Here is a 17,855-nt window from a genome sequence, read left to right on the forward strand (position 1 = left end):
CACCCGCCGAAATGAACATGACAGAAGCCGCGAAAAGGATGCGCCCGGGGCGGCCTCCGAGGGCCGCAGGCCGCCCCGGGCGCGTCACCGGACGGTCAGGAGGAGGCACGCTGCGGCTCGCGGGGCAGCGCCGCGTCGAGCGGCGGCAGCATCGCGAGCGCCTCCTCCCCGGCCACCCAGAGGCCGACGAGGAACGCCGTCGTCGCCTCCAGCAGCGCCGCGCGGTCCAATGATCCGCCGTCCATCGGGGCACAGCCGAGGTCGGCCACCAGTCCCCGCACGAGCGCGAGCGCGTCCGGGTCGTCACCGCACAGCGGGACGCCGAGCGGACGGCCGCCGAACTCCGGCGGCGCCATCCGCCACACCGTGTCGGGGCAGGTGCTGAACGCCTTCACCACCCGCGCGCCGGTCAGGTCGGCGATGCGCCGCGCCGCCGACGGGCCGGCGCCGGTCTTCAGCCGCTCGAACGGCGGTCCCATCGGGTTCGTGCAGTCGATGAGGACGCGTCCCGCGACGGGCCCGGCCTCTCGTAGCGCGTCCTCGACGCCCTCGTGGGTGACGGCGAGGAGCACCGCGTCCCCGAACCGCGCCGCCTCCCGCAGCGTCCCGCCCTCGGCGCCGTGGCCGATGCGGGCCGCCAGCGCGGCCGCCTTCTCCGGCGTCCGCGCCCCGATCCGGATGTCGTGCCCCTTGCGCGCCCACTGCGTCGCGAGCGCGTCCGCCATGTTGCCCGCGCCCAGCACACCGATCCGCATGACGACCTCCCGTGTCGATTACCGTCGGACGGGACGCTAAGCGGTCCGTTCCGCACCATCCGGTGCGTATCGGGAAGGGCAGGATGCAGGATGGACGACCCCGAGTTCCTCGCCGACTGCCAGACGCGCCTCGGCCTCGACCTGCTGTCCGGCACCTGGACGGGCGTGGTGCTGTGGACGCTGCAGGACGGCCCGCTGCGCCCGCGCGAGCTCCAGGACCGGATCGGCGGCATCAGCCAGAAGGTGCTGACGGAGACGCTGCGGCGCCTGGAGCACAACGGGCTGGTCGTGCGCCGCCGCTACGCCGAGGCGCCGCCGCGCGTCGACTACGAGCTGACCGGCCCGGGGCGCGGGATGCTCGAACCCCTGTCCGCCCTGGGCCGGTGGACCGAGCGCTACGCCGCCGACGTCCTCGACGCCCAGGACCGCGCGGAGTCGGCGGACGCGGAGTCGGCGGGGACGGAGGCTCGCGACGGCGCGCTCAGCGGCCGGTGAACGTCGCCTTGCCTGGGCCGTCCTCCATGAACGACTTCATGCCGTTCTTCTGGTCCTCGGTGGCGAACAGCGCGGCGAACTGCGCCCGCTCGATCTCCAGCCCGGTCGCGAGGTCCACCTCCAGGCCCGCGTCGACGGCCTGCTTGGCGGCGCGCAGCGCGACCGCCGGACCGCCGACGAACGACGCCGCCCACTCCCTGGCCGCCGTGTAGACGTCGGCGTCCGGGACGACCCGGTCCACCAGGCCCATCGCGAGCGCCTCGTCCGCCCTGACGTGCCGGCCGGAGAAGATGAGGTCCTTGGCGCGGGACGGGCCGACCAGCCGCGCGAGCCGCTGCGTGCCGCCCGCGCCGGGGATGATGCCGAGCTGGATCTCCGGCTGCCCGACCTTCGCGCCCTCGCCCGCGACCCGCAGGTCGGCGGTCAGCGCCACCTCCAGGCCGCCGCCCAGCGCGTACCCGGTGATCGCCGCGATGACGGGCTTCGGGATCGCGGCGAGCGCCTTGGTGAAGTCCTGGAGGAGCCGGGAGTGGCCGGCCGCCATCTCCGCGTACTGCATCGGCGCCATCTCCTTGATGTCGGCGCCCGCCGCGAACACCCGCTCCCCGCCGTACAGCACCACCGCCGCGACCGCGTCGTCCTCGGTGACCTGCCGGGCCGCCTCGATCAGTTCCCGCTGCATCCGCGCGTTCAGCGCGTTCATCTTCGGACGGTCCAGCCTGATCGTCGCGACGCCGCCCTCGGTCTCCACCCGCACGAACTCGCCCACGAACGCCTCCACAATCCTCCGGTCGACCGACGCTCCGAGCCTAGCCAGGGCTCGCGGCGCGCCCGCCGCCCGGCCGTCCTCATGCGGCGCCGGATTCAGGACCCGGGGCCCTCGCGCGGCCGGGCCCGGACCGTCCGAAGCGGCTGGTAGCTTCGGTGACCATGCTCGTCTCGCACGCCACCTGGCATGGCGGGGCGCTGTGCCTGTGGGCCGAGCGCACCGGCCCGCACGAACCGCCCGGCGGCGACGCGCACCCGTTCGCGACCCGCGACTTCACCGGGACGTCCTACGAGCCGCTGCTGCGCGGCGCGTTCCGCGTCGAGCTGGCGATGGCGCTGCCCACCTTCGGCGACCATCCGCTGCCGTCCGCCGAGCTCGGCCCCGAACCGGTGCCCGGCGAGCCGGAGCTGCGGCCGTGGCGGGTGCCGGCGCTGGTGCTGGAGCCGTTCCCGGCGATGGCGCTGCTCCAGGCCGCCGAGCACAGCGGCGACGTCGTCCCCGGCTCCGACCTGCGGTTCCTGTGCGTCCTCGCGGACGAGGCCGTGCACCTCGCCGGGCGCGGCCAGGTGCTGCCCGCGCTGCTGCGCGAGGACGGCGACCTCGTCGCGCGCTGGCGCCCCGTGCTGGACGACCCGGCCCGGTTCCGGGCGCTGGCCCGCGCGATGCCCGCCGCGTGCCGCGCCGCCGACGGGGGCCGTCCCGCCGCGCAGGTGCTGCGGGAGGCGCTGTCCGGGCTGGTCGACACCGCCGTCCGGGGGGTCGTCCCGCATCCACTGCTGCCGGCGCGGCGCGGCAAGGCGCCCGACCGGCTGCCGCTCGCCGAGCGCTGGGCTGAGGCGCTGACGGGGCCGTCCGCCGAGGTGGCGCGGGAGCCCGGCGACGACCCCGGCGAGCTGATCGCCGAGCTGGACGCGTGGGCCGCCGCCGCGCGCCGCCCGTCCGGGCCGCTGCGGGTCTGCTTCCGCCTCGCCGAACCGGGCGCCGAGGAGTTCACCACCGACCCGTTCCCCGAGGAAGAAGAGGAAGAGGACTCCGGCGACGCCTGGCGCGTCGAGTTCGCCCTCCAGGGCACCGACGACCCCAGCCTCTACGTGCCCGCCGCGATGGTGTGGGCGGGCGACGCGACCTCGATCCCCGACGCGGAGGAGACGCTGCTCGCCGGGCTCGGCCGCGCGCTGCGCCTGTTCCCCGACATGGCGCCCGCGCTCGACGGCCCCGCGCCCGCCGAGCTGACCCTCGACACCGCCGGCGCGTTCCGCTTCCTCCGCCGCGCCGCGCCGATGCTGGCCGCCGCCGGGTTCGGCGTCCTGCTCCCCCAGTGGGCGGGCAAGGCCAAGCTCGGCATGAAGCTCACCACCCGCACCGACGATCCCGAGGCGTCCGCCGGCGCCGCCGCGCCGTCCGGCTTCGACCTCAAGGGCATGGTGAACTTCCGGTGGGACCTCGCCATCGGCGACGAGAGCATCGACGAGGCGGAGCTGGAGGAGCTGGCCCGGCTGAAGACCCCGCTCGTCCGGCTGCGCGGCCAGTGGGTCGAGCTGGACGAGGAGCAGCTCGAGGCCGCCCTCGACTTCCTGCGCCATCCCCGCCAGGGCCGGATGGCCGCCGCCGAGGCCATCCGCGCGATCGTCCACGCGGGCGAGGACGCGCTGCCGCTGACCGCCGTCGACGCCGACGGAACCTTCGGCGACCTGCTGTCCGGCGAGGCCGACCGCCGCCTCACCCCCATGCGCACGCCCGACGACCTGGACGCCGACCTGCGCCCGTACCAGGAGCGCGGCCTGGCCTGGCTGACCTTTATGGACGGTCTGGGGCTCGGTGCCCTTCTTGCCGACGATATGGGGCTTGGTAAGACGATCTCCGTTCTGTCGCTTCTCGTCCACGAACGGGAGGACGGCGCCCGCCCCGGACCCACGCTGGCGATCCTGCCGATGTCGCTGGTCGGGAACTGGCAGCGGGAGGCGGCGCGGTTCACGCCGAAGCTGCGCGTGTACGTCCACCACGGGACGGGCCGGCACCGCGGCGAGGAGCTGCTCCAGGCCGCCGCGGCGGCCGACCTCGTCCTGACCACCTACGGGACGGCCACCCGCGACGCGGAGATGCTCTCGCCCGTCGGCTGGGAACGGGTCATCTGCGACGAGGCGCAGGCCCTCAAGAACAGCGGGACGCGGCAGGCCAGGGCGGTGCGGAGCATCCCCGCCCGCAACCGGATCGCGCTCACCGGCACGCCCGTCGAGAACCACCTCACCGAACTCTGGTCGATCATGGAGTTCGCGAACCCGGGGCTGCTCGGGCCGCGGGCGGCGTTCCGGCAGCGGTTCGCCGTGCCGATCGAGAAGGAGGGCGACGAGCAGGCGGCGCTCGCCCTCAAGCGCGCGACGCAGCCGTTCATCCTGCGCCGCCTCAAGACCGACAAGTCGATCATCTCGGACCTGCCGGAGAAGCAGGAGATCAAGGTCTACTGCAACCTCACCACCGAGCAGGCGTCGCTCTACCAGGCCACCGTCGACGACATGCTGGAGCAGATCGCCGAGGCCGACGACAAGCAGCGGCGCGGGCTCGTCCTGGCGACGATGGCCAAGCTCAAGCAGGTCTGCAACCACCCGGCGCACCTGCTCAAGGACGGCTCGCGGCTCCCCGGCCGGTCCGGGAAGCTCGAACGCCTCGAAGAGATCTGCGCCGAGGTCCTCGACCAGGGCGAGAAGGCGCTCGTCTTCACCCAGTACGCCGAGTTCGGCTCGATGCTCCAGCCCTACCTCGCGGCCCGGCTCGAACGCCCCGTCCTGTGGCTGCACGGCGGCACGTCCAAGCAGGCCCGCGACGACCTCGTCCAGCACTTCCAGCAGGACGGCGAGCCGGCGATCTTCCTGCTGTCCCTCAAGGCCGCCGGCACCGGCCTCACGCTGACCGCCGCGAACCACGTCGTGCACGTCGACCGGTGGTGGAACCCCGCCGTCGAGGACCAGGCCACCGACCGCGCGTTCCGCATCGGCCAGACCCGCAACGTGCAGGTCCGCAAGTTCATCTGCGTCGGGACGATGGAGGAGCGCGTCGACGAGATGATCGAGCGCAAGAAGGCCCTCGCCGAATCGATCGTCGGCACGGGCGAGGAATGGCTGACGGACCTGTCGGTCGCCGAGCTCCGCGACGTCCTGCGGCTGTCCCCCGAGGCGGTGAGCGACTGATGGACGACGAGGGGATCAAGGCCCGCACCAGGCGCGGCTCGATCGGCGCGCAATGGTGGTCGCGCCGCTTCATCGACCTCGTCGAGGGCTTCGCCGACACCGGCCGCCTCTCCCGCGGCCGCACCTACGCCCGCAAAGGCCAGGTCCACGACCTGCGCGTCGCCCCCTACGAGGTGACGGCGAAGGTCCGCGGCTCACGTCCCGAGCCGTACGAGGTGGCGCTCGGCATCGAAGGGATCGGCGCGGCGGACTGGCGCGCCGCCGAGAGGGAACTGGCGTCCCGCGCCGTGTTCCGCGCCCGCCTCCTCGCCGGCGAGATGCCGCCGGAGATCGAATGGGTCTTCGCCGAACTCGGCCTCGCCCTGTTCCCCGGCTCCGCCGCCGACCTGCACCTGATGTGCGACTGCCCCGACTGGGGCGACCCGTGCAAGCACGCCGCCGCCGTCCTCTACCTGCTCGCGGAGGCGTTCGACGACGACCCGTTCCTCATCCTCGAATGGAACGGCCGGGGCCGCGACCAGCTCCTCACCGCCCTGCGCCGCGGCCCCGCCGCCGCGCCCGACCCCCTGGCGATGGACGACGAGCCCCTCTCGGCCACCGACTTCTGGACGACCCCGTCCGGCCTGGCCCGCCTCCGCGACCGTCCGCCCGCACCCCCCGTCCCACCCGGCTTCATCCTCCAGGTGGCGACACCGCCCCCACTGAAGATCCGCCGCCGCCCCCTGACCGACGCCCTACTCCCCGCCTACGAATCCCTGGCCACCGACCCCACCGACTGACCCGGCCGTTCAGCGGCCGATGCGGTCCAGCTCGGTCACGTCCTCATGCGAGAGGGACAGCCTCGCGCCGGCGATGTTCTCGCGCAGGTGCGCCGTCGATGACGTGCCGGGGATGAGCAGGATGTTCGGTGATCGCTGCAGCAGCCAGGCCAGCGCGACGGACATCGCCGTCGCCTCCGATCGGGCGGCGACGGCCGAGAGCGCCGAGGACTGCAGCGGGGTGAAGCCCCCGAGGGGGAAGAAGGGCACGTACGCGACGCCGTCGGCGGCGAGCCGGTCGATGAGCTCGTCGTCGTGGCGGTGGGCGAGGTTGTACATGTTCTGCACGCACACGATCGGCGCGATGCTCCGCGCCTCGGCGACCTGCTCCTCGGTGGCGTTGCTGACCCCGAGGTGACGGATCAGGCCCTGCTCCTGGAGTTCGGCGAGCGTCTCGAACGCTTCGACGAGCGAGCCGGGCCGGGGGCCCTCGGCGTCGCCGAGCCGGAGGTCGACCAGGTCGAGCACGTCGAGCCGGAGGGACTCGAGGTTCTCGTGGACCTGGCGGCGCAGCTCGCCGGGCCGCCGGGCCGGAGGCCAGCCACCCTGCTCGTCGCGGGTCGCGCCCACCTTCGTCGCGATGTGCAGCGACGCGGGATAGGGGTGCAGCGCCTCGCGGATCAGCTCGTTGGTGACGCGCGGCCCGTAGGCGTCGCTGGTGTCGATGTGGGTGACACCGGCGTCGACCGCTTCGCGCAGAACGGCCACGGCGCCCTCGCGGTCGGCGGGCGGTCCCATGACCCCCGGGCCGGCCAGTTGCATCGCACCGTAACCGAACCGGGTGACGGTCATGTCCCCCAGAGTCCAGGTGCCGCCGGGAAGAGAGAGGGAGGGTGTGCTCATCGTGGTGCCTTTCGTCGTGCACTCGGGGTGGCGCCTGCCGCCTCCCTGCACCAGCATTGGAGAGAAACTCCCTGACGGGAAGTAGGTACCTTGGAGTGCGTAACCCACCCATCGGTGAGAGGCGTGGCCTGTGGCGACGATGAAGGCGGCCCAGAAGAGGGCTCAAGCCAAGGTGGAGTACAACGCGTTCCTGGCAGGCTGCCCCAGCCGCCAGTTGCTCGACCGGATCTCGGACAAGTGGGTCGTCCTGGTCCTGTGCGCGCTGGGTGGCGACAACGGCGGTGACCGGCCCGATGCGGCACATGCCGACGCCCCGAAGGCGATGCGCTACTCCGAGATCTCCCGGCTTCTGGCGGGGGTCAGCCAGAAGATGCTGACGCAGACCCTGCGGTCGCTGGAGCGCGACGGCCTGCTCACCCGTACGGTCACGCCGACCGTCCCGGTCACCGTCTCCTACGAGCTGACCGACCTCGGCCTCTCGCTCCACCACATGACGCGCGGCCTCAGAAGCTGGGCCCAAACCCACATGGACGAAGTCCTCACCAACCGCAAAACCCACGACGCCCGCACCCCCTGACCGAAACAAGGGGCACGGTGAAACCAACGAAACCGTCGGTTCATCACCCTTCACCGGCCATATGCTCGACCACCGGTTGAAGCGAACGGGGATGAAGGATGGCGGCAGCAGGTGTTCGTGAAACCGCCGTCGGACCGATGCGGCCGGTGTGGGCGCTGACACCCCTGGAGAGCGTCGGGCCGCTGCACTTCGGCATGCGCATGGACGACGTCGCAGCGGCATTGCCCGGCGTCATCGAGCTGCGCCGGTTCCAGGCCGGTCCTCACTCTCCCCAGATCTTGGGTGTGCAGTTCGGCACCGGGCGTGCCGCTCCCGCCGTGCACACTTACTTCGACGAGGCCGGTCGCCTGTTCTGCGTGGCGGTCGATGCCGCTCGTGGACCCCAAGTGGCATTCGAGGGCCTGGAATTGACCGCCGCCATTCCGGCCGAGCTCGAACAATCGCTGCTGGACGTCGCCAGGTCCACTGGGCTCAGCGTGGCCTATGGGCCGCGCGGAAACCCTGGGATCAACGAGTTGGGCCTGGTTCTGCGGGTGCAGGAGACCGATGGCAGCGTGGCCACCCGCCCGGTGCTGGTGGGTCGCGACTGGGCCGACCGCTGTGTCGACGATTGGGAGGGGTGGATACCGGAGTGCGAATGGGTGGGCCGTCAGTGGGCCTACCCGGGCCATTCAGAATTCTGGCCACCGCCCGGCCACGAACCCACCTGGGTTGATTGGCGCCCTCCCTTCTAGGCCCCCATTCGTTCGGAGTCAGCCGTAGTGGCGGCCGGTGCAGGCTATGTCGCCGGCGAGGGTGGCGCAGATGCCCAGGAGGCCGACGATCTCGGCGTAGTCGGTGGAGATGAACTCGGTGGTGCGGGGGGCGGTGAGAGCGACGCCCGGAATGAGGGCGCAGGACTGGGCGATCGACGTGGAGTTCCAGTCGATGGACAGGGTGTAGGGGGACGGGACGGCGAGCGGGCGCCAGCCGGACGGGTCGCGCAGGGAGCGCAGCGCCGTCTCGTAGATCATTTCCTGGGCGCGCGCGGGCGGGATCAGCTCGGCCGCGTAGCGGTCGTGGCCCGTCTTGACGGCGACAGTCGGGACGGCGCCGAGGGCGTCGCGGGCCTCCGCGCAGGCCGCCTCGTCGCCCGCCACCAGGCCGACCGGGACGCCGAGGGAGCCGGCGTAGCCGGCCATCAGCCGGATCTCCCCCGCGATCTCGCCGTTGAGGTACAGGTCCTGGATCTCGCGGCCCATCCACGTGTGGTTGAGGACGCCGCGTTCGGCGCCGGCGCGCGCGTGGTAGCCGACGTACAGGGCGGCGTCGAAGGAGGCGTCGAGGCCCTCGCCCATCCGCATCGCCATGTGCGGGCCGCGAATCAGCGTGCAGCGCTCGTCGATCAGGTCGGCGCGCAGGTTCTTGCCGCGGCCGTGCGAGTCGGTGACGACGACCTGGTCGGCGCCGGCGTCGAAGGCGGCGCGGACCGCGGCGTTCGCGTCCGCGGTCATCAGCTCGCAGCCGCGCTCGTAGCCGCGCCCGCCGGCGCGCATCTCCTCGGGGTCGGTGAGCCCCGAGACGCCTTCCATGTCGACGGAGACGAAGATCTTCATGCGGTCATCGTGTCAGGCGGGGAGGGCGGCGCGGACGGTGAAGCCGCCGCCGGGGCGGGGCGCGGCGTCGAGGGTGCCGCCGAGGGCCTCGGCGCGGTCGCGCATGCCGCGGATACCCGAGCCGGTGCCGGTTCCGGCGGGGGCCGGTGCGGGGGCGCCGCCGCCGTCGTCCTCGACGGTGACGGTGACGCCGTCGTCGCCGTAGCGGACGCGGACGACGGCGGATGAGGCGCCGGAGTGCCGGGTCACGTTGGTGAGCGCCTCCTGGACGATCCGGTACGCGGCGTGGTCGGTGTCCGGTGGCAGCGGGCGCGGCGCGCCCTCGGTCTCGGTGCGGACGGTGAGCCCGGCGGCGGTGGAGCCGGCGACGAGCTCGTCCAGCCGGGCGAGGCCGGGGCCGGCGGGCGCGTCGACCTGGCGCAGCACGCCGAGGGTGGCGCGCAGCTCGCGGAGGCTGTCCTTGCTGGCGTCCTTGATCGCGGTGAGGGCGTCGCCCGCCCGGCCTGGCTCGCGTTCCAGGACGTGCAGCGCCGCGGTCGCCTGGACGTGGATCAGCGAGATGTTGTGGCCGAGCGCATCGTGCAGCTCGCGGGCGATGCGGAGCCGCTCCTCGCTGGCGCGGCGGCGGGCCTCCTCCTCGCGGGAGCGTTCGGCGGCGGCGACCCGCCGCTCGGCCTCGCGCAGGTAGGCGCGCCGGTTGCGGGCGAGGCCGCCGATCGCGATGACGGCGACGAACCAGCCGGCGAGCAGGAAGGTCGCGGCGTCGGCGAGGTGGTTGATGTTGTCGCTGTCGTTGCCGTAGAGGGTCGCGCCCATCGCCACCGCGGCGAGCGCGGACGCCGTCGCGAGGTGGCCCTGCGCCGCCGCGGTGTAGAGCGCGATGACGAAGGTCATGATGATCGGGCCGTCGGGTTCGGTGACCGGGTAGTAGACGGCGCACGCGACGAAGGTGACGGCCGCGACGGTCCGGGGGCGGCTGCGCCGGAAGGCGAGCGCGCCGCAGGCGACCGCGAGCAGCGCCCAGCCGTAGAACACCATGGTGCCGCGGTGCAGCGCCTGCGTCGCGATCAGCGCGATCGCGGTCAGGACGGCGAAGCAGGCGGCGGCGAGCAGCGCGTCGGCGCGGCGGCCGTGCGGCAGCGCCCGGAGCGCGGACGCCGCGCGGCCGAGGGCGGGGGCTGGTGCGCGCACGGCTCCATCCTGCCAGGTCCCCCTTCTTGCGATCCTACGATGAGATGTAGTACTTCTACTATCAATGAACATAGAGTTGCGGCGGACGATCGAAGTTCCCGTACGGAGGGGGTGCGCATGACCGAGCCGGTGATCCGGACGCGCGACCTGCGGATGCGCTACGGCCGCACCGAGGTGCTGCGCGGCGTCGACCTGGAGGTCGGCGCGGGCGAGGTGGCCGCGCTGCTCGGCCCGAACGGCGCGGGCAAGACCACCACGATCGAGATCCTGGAGGGGTTCCGGCGCCGCTCGTCCGGCGAGGCGCGGGTGCTCGGCGCCGACCCCGGCACGGGCGGCGCGGCGTGGCGGGCGCGGCTCGGGATCGTCCTGCAGGACTGGCAGGACCACCCGCGCTGGGGCGTCCGGCAGCTGCTGGCGCACATCGCCGCGTTCTACGACCGGCCGCGCGACCCCGACGAGCTGCTGGCGGTCATGGGCCTGACGGCGCAGGCGGGGCAGGCCGTCGCGCGGCTGTCGGGCGGGCAGCGCCGCCGGCTGGACGTCGCGCTCGGCATCGTCGGGCGCCCCGAGGTGCTGTTCCTGGACGAGCCGACGGCGGGGTTCGACCCGCGGGCGCGCCGCGAGTTCCACGACCTGGTCGGGCGGCTCGCCCGCGAGGACGGCATGACGATCCTGCTGACCACGCACGACCTCGCGGAGGCCGAGCGGCTCGCGGACCGGATCGCGATCCTGGTGCGCGGTGAGGTCACGGTGAGCGGCACCCCGTCCGGGCTGGCGTCGATCGTGCAGGCGCCGTCGGAGGTGCGGTGGCTGCAGGACGGCGCGCCCCGCACCGAGCGGACGCCGGACCCGTCGCGGCTGGCGTACGAGCTGCACCGGCGGTTCGGCGGGCCGGTCCCGGGGCTGGAGATCCGGCGCCCGACGCTGGAGCAGAGCTACCTGAACCTGGTCGGCGCCGAGCCGGGCGCGGCCGGACGGGACGCGGCGGCGGTCGCGGAGAGGACGGCGGCGTGAACACCAGGCCGATCGCGTTGGGGGTCCGGCGGGGCTGGGCCGAGCACGTGCACTCGATGCGGAACCGGCGCGAGCTGCTCGCCGGGCTCGGCGGGACGGTCGCCGTCTTCGTGCTGATGGTCCGCTGGCAGGGCGGCCACGACGCGCAGGGCACGCATGTGTCGGAGGGCCTGCTGCTCGCGGCGGGGTTCGTCGCGTTCTGCGTGTTCTCGACCGGGCTGATGAACCTCGCCATGATGATCGCCGCGGACCGGGAGGAGGGCACGCTGCTGCGGCTGCGCACGGTGCCGGGCGGCGTCCCCGCCTACGTCGTCGGGCGCGCCGTCTCGGTGCTCCTGCAGATCGTCACGTACGTGGTGCTGATGCTGGTCGCGGGCATGGCGCTCGCGGGCCTGGAGCTGCCCTCCGACCCGGCGCGGTGGCTGACGCTGCTGTGGGTGCTGGCGCTCGGGACGCTCGCGGTCGTCCCGTTCGGCGCGGTGCTCGGCACGCTGCTGCCGGGGCCGCGCAACGCCGCGAGCATCCTGTCGCTGCCGGTCATGGGGCTGATGGTCGTCTCCGGGGTGCTGTTCCCGGTGACGTCGCTGCCGGAGCCGGTCCAGTGGATCGCGCAGGCGTTCCCGCTGTACTGGGAGGGGCTCGGGCTGCGGTCTGCGTTCCTGCCGGACGCGATGCTCGCCGGGGAGATCGGCGGGAGCTGGCGCCCGCTGGAGACCGCGGGGATGCTCGGCGCGTGGGCCGCCGCGGGCCTGCTGGTCGCGCCGGTGCTGCTGCTGCGCGCCACGCGGCGCGAGTCCGGCGCCCGGCTGGCCGCGCGCCGCGAGCGGCGGGCCGCCCAGGGCGCGTTCTGACCTCCGGGTGCGGGAGACTGTGCCGGTGGCGGACGGCAAGGCGGACAAGGAGCACGTCCACAACCGGATCGCGGTGCTGCGCGCGGAACGCGGCGTGTCGCGCCGCGAGCTGGCGACGGCGCTCGGCGTCCACTACCAGACGATCGGCTACCTGGAGCGCGGCGAGTACAGCCCGAGCCTGCACCTGGCGCTGCGGATCGCCGCGTTCTTCGAGGTGCCGGTCGAGGTCGTGTTCTCGCTGGCGCCGTTCCCCCGGCTGGGGAGCACGTGATGACGCCCGAGGGAGGCGAGACCGGAATGTGGGAACGGTGGACGCGCCGCCGGGAGGAGGTGCTGCAGTCCGACCTGCTGCCGTCCTGGTACGCGACGCGGCGCCGGCGGCGGGCGCTCGCCGGCGCGGGCCTGGCGGGGCTCGCCATGATCTGGGCCGGGACGGTCGTGTCCTGGAACCTCGCGCCGAGCGACACCGCGATGTGGGTGACGATCAGCCTGCTGGCCGTGTCGGTGCTGACCACGATTCCGGTGGTCGCCGCGCTGAACGTCGCGACGCGCGGGACGACGTCGCTGGCGGAGAGCCGGCTGGACGAGCGGCAGGTCGCCGAGCGGCTGCGCGCCTTCACCGTCGCGCACCGGGTCATGCTCGCGGTGCTCGTCGCCGTCGTGGCGGGGGTGCTGGCCGCCGACACCGACCACGTCCCGATGGCGGCCGTGGTGGTCGGCGTCGTCGCGCTGTTCGAGACGCACATGCTGCTGCCCGTCCTCGTCGCCGGGTGGCGGCTGCCCGACCCGCCCCCCGACGACGAGGACGACGACGATGAGAACGACCGCTAGCGCAGGTCGCCGTTCGTCATGCCGGGCGGCGCGGGCGGCAGCGCGACCAGGCCCATCTCCGACCGCGCCGACAGCATCGGATGGCTCGGCACGACCCGGACGCCGTACCCGAACGCGCCGCTGCGGCCGAGCGTGACCTCGCCGGTGTAGCGCAGCCGCCCGTCGCCCGCCGGCTCGGCGCCGTCCAGCTCCAGGTACGCCGGGTCGATCAGCGCGTCGGCGTCGTCGACCCGGCCGTAGGCGACCTCGACGGACACGTCGTCGGGGTCGAGGCCGCCGAGCCCGACCACGGCCTTCACCGTCAGCCGCGCGCCGACCTGCGGGCTCTCCCCGCCGTCGGTCTCGACGTGCTCGACGGCGACGCCCGGCCACGCCTTGGCGACCCGCTGCTTCCACCCGGCGAGCGCGCGGGCGCCCGCGTACTTGTCGGCGACCATCTCCCGCTCGGACGCGGCGGCCGGCGTGTACAGGTCCAGCACGTAGTCGCGGAGCATCCGGCTCGCCAGCACCTTCGGGCCGAGCGTCGCGATGGTGTGCTTCACCATCTCCAGCCAGCGGCGCGGCAGCCCCGCCGAGTCGCGGTCGTAGAAGGTGACCGCGACATGGTCCTCGATCAGCTCGTACAGCGCGCCGGCCTCCAGCTCGTCGCGCCGGTCGGGGCTCGCGAGGCCGTCGGCGGACGGGATCGCCCAGCCGTTCTGGCCGTCGTACCACTCGTCCCACCAGCCGTCGAGGATGGACAGGTTCAGCCCGCCGTTCAGGGCCGCCTTCATCCCGGACGTGCCGCACGCCTCCAGCGGGCGCAGCGGGTTGTTCATCCACACGTCGCAGCCCTGCACCATGAGCCGCCCGAGCGCCATGTCGTAGTCGGGCAGGAAGACGATGCGGTGCCGGACGTCCTCCTCGCCGGAGAACCGGACGATCTCCTGGATGAGCCGCTTGCCGCCCTCGTCGGCGGGGTGCGCCTTCCCTGCGATGACGATCTGCACCGGCCGGTCCGGGTCCAGCAGGATGCGGCGCAGCCGGTCCGGGTCGCTCATCATCAGCGTGAGCCGCTTGTAGGAGGGGACGCGCCGCGCGAACCCGATGGTCAGCACGTTCGGGTCGAGGGCGTCGTCGATCCAGGACGTCTCGGCCTCGCTGGCGCCGCGCTGCCGCCACGACTCGCGCAGCCGGCGCCGCGCGTCCAGCACGAGCCGCTCGCGCAGCAGGCCGCGGATCCGCCAGATCTCGCTCTCCGGGACGTCGCGGACCTCCTCCCAGCCGCGCCCGGACGCCATCAGCGCCGGGATCTCGCGGGCGGCGAGGTCGAGGACCTCCCGCGCCACCCAGGTGCCGGCGTGCACGCCGTTGGTGATGGACCCGATCGGGACCTCGGCGGTGTCGAAGCCGCCCCACAGGCCGCCGAACATCTCGCGGCTGACCTCGCCGTGCAGCTCGCTGACGCCGTTGACGCGCTGCGCCAGCCGCATCCCCATGACGGCCATGTTGAACACGGTGCGGTCGCCGCCGGGGTAGTCCTCGGCGCCGAGCGCGAGGACGCGTTCGACGGGGACGTACGGGTCCTCGTTGGCGCCGCCGAAGTACCGGGCGATCAGCTCGCGCGGGAACCGGTCGATGCCGGCGGGCACCGGGGTGTGGGTGGTGAACACCGTGCCGGCGCGGGTCGCCTCCAGCGCCTCGTCGAACGTCAGGGCGTGCTCGGACACGAGCTCGCGGATGCGCTCCAGGCCGAGGAACCCGGCGTGGCCCTCGTTGGTGTGGAACACCTCGGGCGCCGGGTGGCCGGTGATGCGGCAGTACGCGCGGATGGCGCGGACGCCGCCGATGCCGAGCAGCATCTCCTGCAGCAGCCGGTGGTCGCCGCCGCCGCCGTAGAGCCGGTCGGTGACGTCGCGGGCGGCCGGGTCGTTGTCCTCGACGTCGGAGTCGAGCAGCAGCTGCGGGACGCGCCCGACCCTGGCCAGCCACACCTGCGCGTGCAGCTCCTGGCCCCCGATCCCGGGTTCGGCGGCGCCGGGCGCGCCGTTGCCGCGTCCCACCCCGCCCGGGGGCAGGCCGATCGCGACGCGCACCGGCGTCCCGTCGGCCTCGCGCAGCAGTGTCAGCGGCAGCCCGTTCGGGTCGATCGCCGGGTAGTGCTCCAGCTGCCAGCCGTCCGGCGACAGCGACTGGGAGAAGTAGCCGTGCCGGTACAGCAGCCCGACCGCGATGATCGGGACGCCGAGGTCGCTGGCGGTCTTCAGATGGTCGCCGGCCAGGATGCCGAGGCCGCCCGAGTACTGCGGCAGCGCCGCGGTGATCCCGTACTCGGGCGAGAAGTAGGCGATGGACGACGGCGCGCCGGTCAGCGACTGGTACCAGCGCGGTGCGGTCAGGTACTCGTGCAGGTCCTCGGCGGTGTCCTGGAGCCTTCGCAGGAAGCGGCGGTCCTCGGCGAGCTGGGCGAGCCGTTCGGGCGCGACCTCGCCGAGCAGCCGGACCGGGTCGTGGTGGACGGCCTCCCACAGCGCGGGGTCCACGGCGCGGAACAGGTCCAGCGTCTCGTGGTGCCACGACCAGCGCAGGTTGAGGACGAGCTCCTCGAGCTGCCGGAGCGGCTCTGGAAGGACGGTGCGGACCGTGAATCGTCGGATTGCCTTCACGCAACGTCACGCTATGCAATGCGCCGCGACGATGCGACAGCCGGGAGGGGTTTCCTCACCGCGCGGACCGGTCGGCGACGACCGCGCGGATGCGCAGGAACGCCGACGCCGTAAGGGCTCCCGCGGCCACGCCGATCGAGTTGTACGCCATGTCGCCCGGATCGCACTCGCGGCCCGGATCAAGAGTTTGCAGGAATTCGACCAGAACGAACCCAGCGGAGAACGCGGCGGCCGCCGCGGCGGGGCGCCGCGTCAGCAGCGCCCCGAGGAACCCCAGCGGCACCCAGAGCGCGACGTTCATGACGTCCTCCAGCCCGCGCGACCCGAAGATCCGCAGCGACCAGACGACGTCGGACACCGGCGTCGCGACGCAGTGCTCCAGCCGGGCGCCCGCGCCGGGCGCGACGGTCGTCGGCAGCGTGATCGCCAGGACCAGGCCCGTCCACGCCAGCAGGGTCAGCGCGGGCAGCGGCGCCCAGCCCGTACGCCGCACGACCGGCCGCCGCAGCAGGGCCACCGCCACCGCGATCACCGCCCACAGCGCCAGCGGGCGCACGACCTCCATCGGTACATGATCGGGCACGCCGGTTCAACGATCCGCCGCGCCGCCGAGTTCGCCCCGCGCCGGCAAGCCCCGGTCAAGTTCCGGAAGGCGGCGCTTCCGGCCGAACGTCGAGCGGCGCGGAACGGTGCCCGGGACGCCGGGAAGAGATCGTTACGGGGTGGTCGCCGAGCGTTGCCGGGAACGTCGCGCAAAGTTATCGGAAACTCGATGACGGGTGGCGCCGCATCCCGGGCATGGGACGTTTCGGAAGTCTCGCACGGGTAGGGGATGCCACATGCAGGTCGAGTCCGGAACGTCCATGAACACCGGTATTCCGAGGCTCGGGCGGATCCCGATCCTGGACGTGGCGCCGGTGGTCGGCGGGGGCCGGTGGCCGGCGAAGGCCGTGGTGGGCGAGACGGTCGAGGTGTCGGCGACGGTGTTCCGGGAGGGGCACGAGATGCTCGGCGCGGCGGTGGTGCTGCGCGGCCCGGACGGCATGGAGCAGCCGGGCGAGCGGATGTCCGAGGTCGGGGTGGGCCTGGACCGGTGGGCGGCGCTGGTGACGCCGGACCGGATGGGCGAGTGGTCGTTCCGGATCGAGGCGTGGGGCGACCCGATCGCGCACTGGTGGCACGACGCCCAGATCAAGATCCCGCGCGATCAGGACGTCGAGCTCATGCTCGCCGAGGGGGCGCGGCTGTTCGCGCGGGCGGCCGAGGCGCTGCCGAGCAAGGACCGCCCGACGCTGGCCCGGCCGGCCGCGCGCCTGGGCGACGAGACGATCCCGGTCGGCGAGCGGATGGAGGCGGCGGCCGATCCGGACGTGGCGGACGTGCTGGAGCGGCATCCGTTGCGGGATCTGCTGACGGTGTCGGACTGGTACCCGCTGCGGGTCGACCGGCAACGCGCCCTGTACGGGGCCTGGTACGAGTTCTTCCCCCGCTCCGAAGGCGCCGCGTTCGACCCCATGGGACGCCGCGGACCGATGTCGGGGACGTTTCGCACCGCGATGAAACGCCTGCCCGCCATCGCCGACATGGGCTTCGACATCGTCTACCTCCCACCCATCCACCCCATCGGCACCAGCCACCGCAAAGGACCCAACAACACCCTGGACGCCGGCCCCTACGATCCCGGCTCCCCCTGGGCCATCGGCTCACCCGACGGCGGACACGACGCCATCCACCCCGACCTGGGCACCCTGGCCGACTTCGACGCGTTCGTCGCCTACGCCGCCGACCACGGCCTCGAAATCGCCCTCGACCTGGCCCTGCAATGCTCCCCCGACCACCCCTGGGTCACCGACCACCCCGAATGGTTCACCACCCGCGCCGACGGCACCATCGCCTACGCCGAGAACCCGCCCAAGAAATACCAGGACATCTACCCCCTCAACTTCGACAACGACCCCGAAGGCCTCTACACCGAGGTCAAACGGATCATCCGGCACTGGATGGACCACGGCGTGCGGATCTTCCGCGTCGACAACCCCCACACCAAACCCGTCGACTTCTGGGAACGGCTCCTGGCCGACATCGCCGCCACCGACCCCGACGTCCTCTTCCTCGCCGAAGCCTTCACCCGCCCCGCGATGATGCACACCCTCGGCAAAATCGGCTTCCACCAGTCCTACACCTACTTCACCTGGCGCAACTCCACGCAAGAACTCACCGACTACTTCACCGAACTCACCGGCCCCGCCGCCGCCTACATGCGCCCCAACGCCTTCACCAACACCC

At 73.2% G+C, this 17,855-nt stretch carries 17 protein-coding genes; 10 read left to right on the forward strand and 7 right to left on the reverse strand.

The window, feature by feature from the left end; translation table 11 throughout:
* Positions 1-95: 95 nt before the first annotated feature.
* Complete coding sequence (locus tag J4709_RS36865; protein ID WP_208248044.1) at positions 96-755, reverse strand: NADPH-dependent F420 reductase; 660 nt, start codon at positions 753-755, stop codon at positions 96-98.
* A 90-nt stretch (positions 756-845) separates the two neighbouring features.
* Here J4709_RS36865 and J4709_RS36870 point away from each other — a divergent pair, with 90 nt between their 5' ends.
* Positions 846-1,250: a winged helix-turn-helix transcriptional regulator gene (locus J4709_RS36870; protein ID WP_208248046.1), complete on the forward strand. Its 405-nt coding sequence runs from the start codon at positions 846-848 to the stop codon at positions 1,248-1,250.
* Here the strand turns inward: J4709_RS36870 and J4709_RS36875 are convergent.
* Positions 1,237-2,019, reverse strand: a complete 783-nt coding sequence (locus J4709_RS36875; RefSeq protein WP_208248048.1) for an enoyl-CoA hydratase/isomerase family protein — start codon at positions 2,017-2,019, stop codon at positions 1,237-1,239. The genes J4709_RS36870 and J4709_RS36875 overlap by 14 nt on opposite strands.
* Positions 2,020-2,180: 161 nt before the next feature.
* Between J4709_RS36875 and J4709_RS36880 the strand changes: the two genes are divergently transcribed.
* Complete coding sequence (locus tag J4709_RS36880; protein ID WP_208248051.1) at positions 2,181-5,204, forward strand: DEAD/DEAH box helicase; 3,024 nt, start codon at positions 2,181-2,183, stop codon at positions 5,202-5,204.
* Complete coding sequence (locus J4709_RS36885) at positions 5,204-5,983, forward strand: SWIM zinc finger family protein (protein WP_208248054.1); 780 nt, start codon at positions 5,204-5,206, stop codon at positions 5,981-5,983. Before J4709_RS36880 ends, J4709_RS36885 begins: the two co-directional genes overlap by 1 nt.
* A gap of 9 nt (positions 5,984-5,992) precedes the next feature.
* On the opposite strand, the gene J4709_RS36890 is transcribed toward J4709_RS36885, so the two are convergent.
* Positions 5,993-6,865 (reverse strand): aldo/keto reductase family oxidoreductase, encoded by an 873-nt coding sequence (locus J4709_RS36890; RefSeq protein WP_208248056.1) that lies wholly within the window; start codon positions 6,863-6,865, stop codon positions 5,993-5,995.
* A 139-nt stretch (positions 6,866-7,004) separates the two neighbouring features.
* Between J4709_RS36890 and J4709_RS36895 the strand changes: the two genes are divergently transcribed.
* Both J4709_RS36895 and J4709_RS36900 read left to right on the forward strand, forming a co-directional pair.
* A complete protein-coding gene (locus J4709_RS36895) occupies positions 7,005-7,442 on the forward strand; it encodes a winged helix-turn-helix transcriptional regulator (RefSeq protein WP_232384622.1) in 438 nt (145 codons plus the stop codon).
* Between the two features lie 98 nt (positions 7,443-7,540).
* Entirely contained in the window at positions 7,541-8,176 is a 636-nt protein-coding gene (locus J4709_RS36900) for a hypothetical protein (protein ID WP_208248060.1), read from the forward strand.
* Positions 8,177-8,194: 18 nt separating this feature from the next.
* Here J4709_RS36900 and J4709_RS36905 read toward each other — a convergent pair whose 3' ends face one another.
* Positions 8,195-9,037, reverse strand: a complete 843-nt coding sequence (locus J4709_RS36905) for a M55 family metallopeptidase (protein WP_208248062.1) — start codon at positions 9,035-9,037, stop codon at positions 8,195-8,197.
* 12 nt (positions 9,038-9,049) lie between these two features.
* The gene (locus J4709_RS36910; protein ID WP_307801868.1) at positions 9,050-10,228 is read right to left on the reverse strand and encodes a sensor histidine kinase; all 1,179 of its coding nucleotides are present in this window, start codon (positions 10,226-10,228) and stop codon (positions 9,050-9,052) included.
* A gap of 117 nt (positions 10,229-10,345) precedes the next feature.
* Between J4709_RS36910 and J4709_RS36915 the strand changes: the two genes are divergently transcribed.
* The 4 genes from J4709_RS36915 to J4709_RS36930 are packed head-to-tail and all read left to right on the forward strand — an operon-like array spanning position 10,346 to position 12,924.
* Positions 10,346-11,242 (forward strand): ABC transporter ATP-binding protein, encoded by an 897-nt coding sequence (locus tag J4709_RS36915; RefSeq protein WP_208248066.1) that lies wholly within the window; start codon positions 10,346-10,348, stop codon positions 11,240-11,242.
* Positions 11,239-12,093 (forward strand): ABC transporter permease, encoded by an 855-nt coding sequence (locus J4709_RS36920; RefSeq protein ID WP_208248068.1) that lies wholly within the window; start codon positions 11,239-11,241, stop codon positions 12,091-12,093. The genes J4709_RS36915 and J4709_RS36920 overlap by 4 nt, the downstream gene beginning before the upstream one ends.
* Positions 12,094-12,118: 25 nt before the next feature.
* The gene (locus tag J4709_RS36925) at positions 12,119-12,364 is read left to right on the forward strand and encodes a helix-turn-helix transcriptional regulator (RefSeq protein ID WP_173099409.1); all 246 of its coding nucleotides are present in this window, start codon (positions 12,119-12,121) and stop codon (positions 12,362-12,364) included.
* Complete coding sequence (locus J4709_RS36930; RefSeq protein ID WP_208248070.1) at positions 12,364-12,924, forward strand: hypothetical protein; 561 nt, start codon at positions 12,364-12,366, stop codon at positions 12,922-12,924. Before J4709_RS36925 ends, J4709_RS36930 begins: the two co-directional genes overlap by 1 nt.
* Here J4709_RS36930 and glgP read toward each other — a convergent pair.
* Positions 12,921-15,569 carry an alpha-glucan family phosphorylase gene (gene glgP, locus J4709_RS36935; RefSeq protein WP_208248072.1) on the reverse strand — a complete coding sequence of 883 codons (2,649 nt, stop codon included), beginning with the start codon at positions 15,567-15,569 and terminating at the stop codon, positions 12,921-12,923. The two genes, J4709_RS36930 and glgP, sit on opposite strands and share 4 nt — an antisense overlap.
* Before the next feature lie 55 nt (positions 15,570-15,624).
* The gene (locus J4709_RS36940; protein ID WP_208248074.1) at positions 15,625-16,134 is read right to left on the reverse strand and encodes a VanZ family protein; all 510 of its coding nucleotides are present in this window, start codon (positions 16,132-16,134) and stop codon (positions 15,625-15,627) included.
* Between the two features lie 274 nt (positions 16,135-16,408).
* Between J4709_RS36940 and J4709_RS36945 the strand changes: the two genes are divergently transcribed.
* A partial coding sequence (locus J4709_RS36945) for a maltotransferase domain-containing protein (protein ID WP_232384589.1) occupies positions 16,409-17,855 on the forward strand: 1,447 nt, incomplete at its 3' end.

It is taken from the genome of Actinomadura violacea, from assembly GCF_017573465.1.
Classification (GTDB): domain Bacteria; phylum Actinomycetota; class Actinomycetes; order Streptosporangiales; family Streptosporangiaceae; genus Spirillospora; species Spirillospora violacea.

Excerpts from the sequence above, each read along its gene's own strand:
- J4709_RS36865 (WP_208248044.1), bottom strand. The coding sequence starts at position 755 with ATGCGGATCGGTGTGCTGGGCGCGGGCAACATGGCGGACGCGCTCGCG.
- J4709_RS36870 (WP_208248046.1), top strand. The coding sequence starts at position 846 with ATGGACGACCCCGAGTTCCTCGCCGACTGCCAGACGCGCCTCGGCCTC.
- J4709_RS36880 (WP_208248051.1), top strand. The coding sequence starts at position 2,181 with ATGCTCGTCTCGCACGCCACCTGGCATGGCGGGGCGCTGTGCCTGTGG.
- J4709_RS36885 (WP_208248054.1), top strand. The coding sequence starts at position 5,204 with ATGGACGACGAGGGGATCAAGGCCCGCACCAGGCGCGGCTCGATCGGC.
- J4709_RS36890 (WP_208248056.1), bottom strand. The coding sequence starts at position 6,865 with ATGAGCACACCCTCCCTCTCTCTTCCCGGCGGCACCTGGACTCTGGGG.
- J4709_RS36895 (WP_232384622.1), top strand. The coding sequence starts at position 7,005 with ATGAAGGCGGCCCAGAAGAGGGCTCAAGCCAAGGTGGAGTACAACGCG.
- J4709_RS36900 (WP_208248060.1), top strand. The coding sequence starts at position 7,541 with ATGGCGGCAGCAGGTGTTCGTGAAACCGCCGTCGGACCGATGCGGCCG.
- J4709_RS36905 (WP_208248062.1), bottom strand. The coding sequence starts at position 9,037 with ATGAAGATCTTCGTCTCCGTCGACATGGAAGGCGTCTCGGGGCTCACC.
- J4709_RS36915 (WP_208248066.1), top strand. The coding sequence starts at position 10,346 with ATGACCGAGCCGGTGATCCGGACGCGCGACCTGCGGATGCGCTACGGC.
- J4709_RS36930 (WP_208248070.1), top strand. The coding sequence starts at position 12,364 with ATGACGCCCGAGGGAGGCGAGACCGGAATGTGGGAACGGTGGACGCGC.
- J4709_RS36940 (WP_208248074.1), bottom strand. The coding sequence starts at position 16,134 with ATGGAGGTCGTGCGCCCGCTGGCGCTGTGGGCGGTGATCGCGGTGGCG.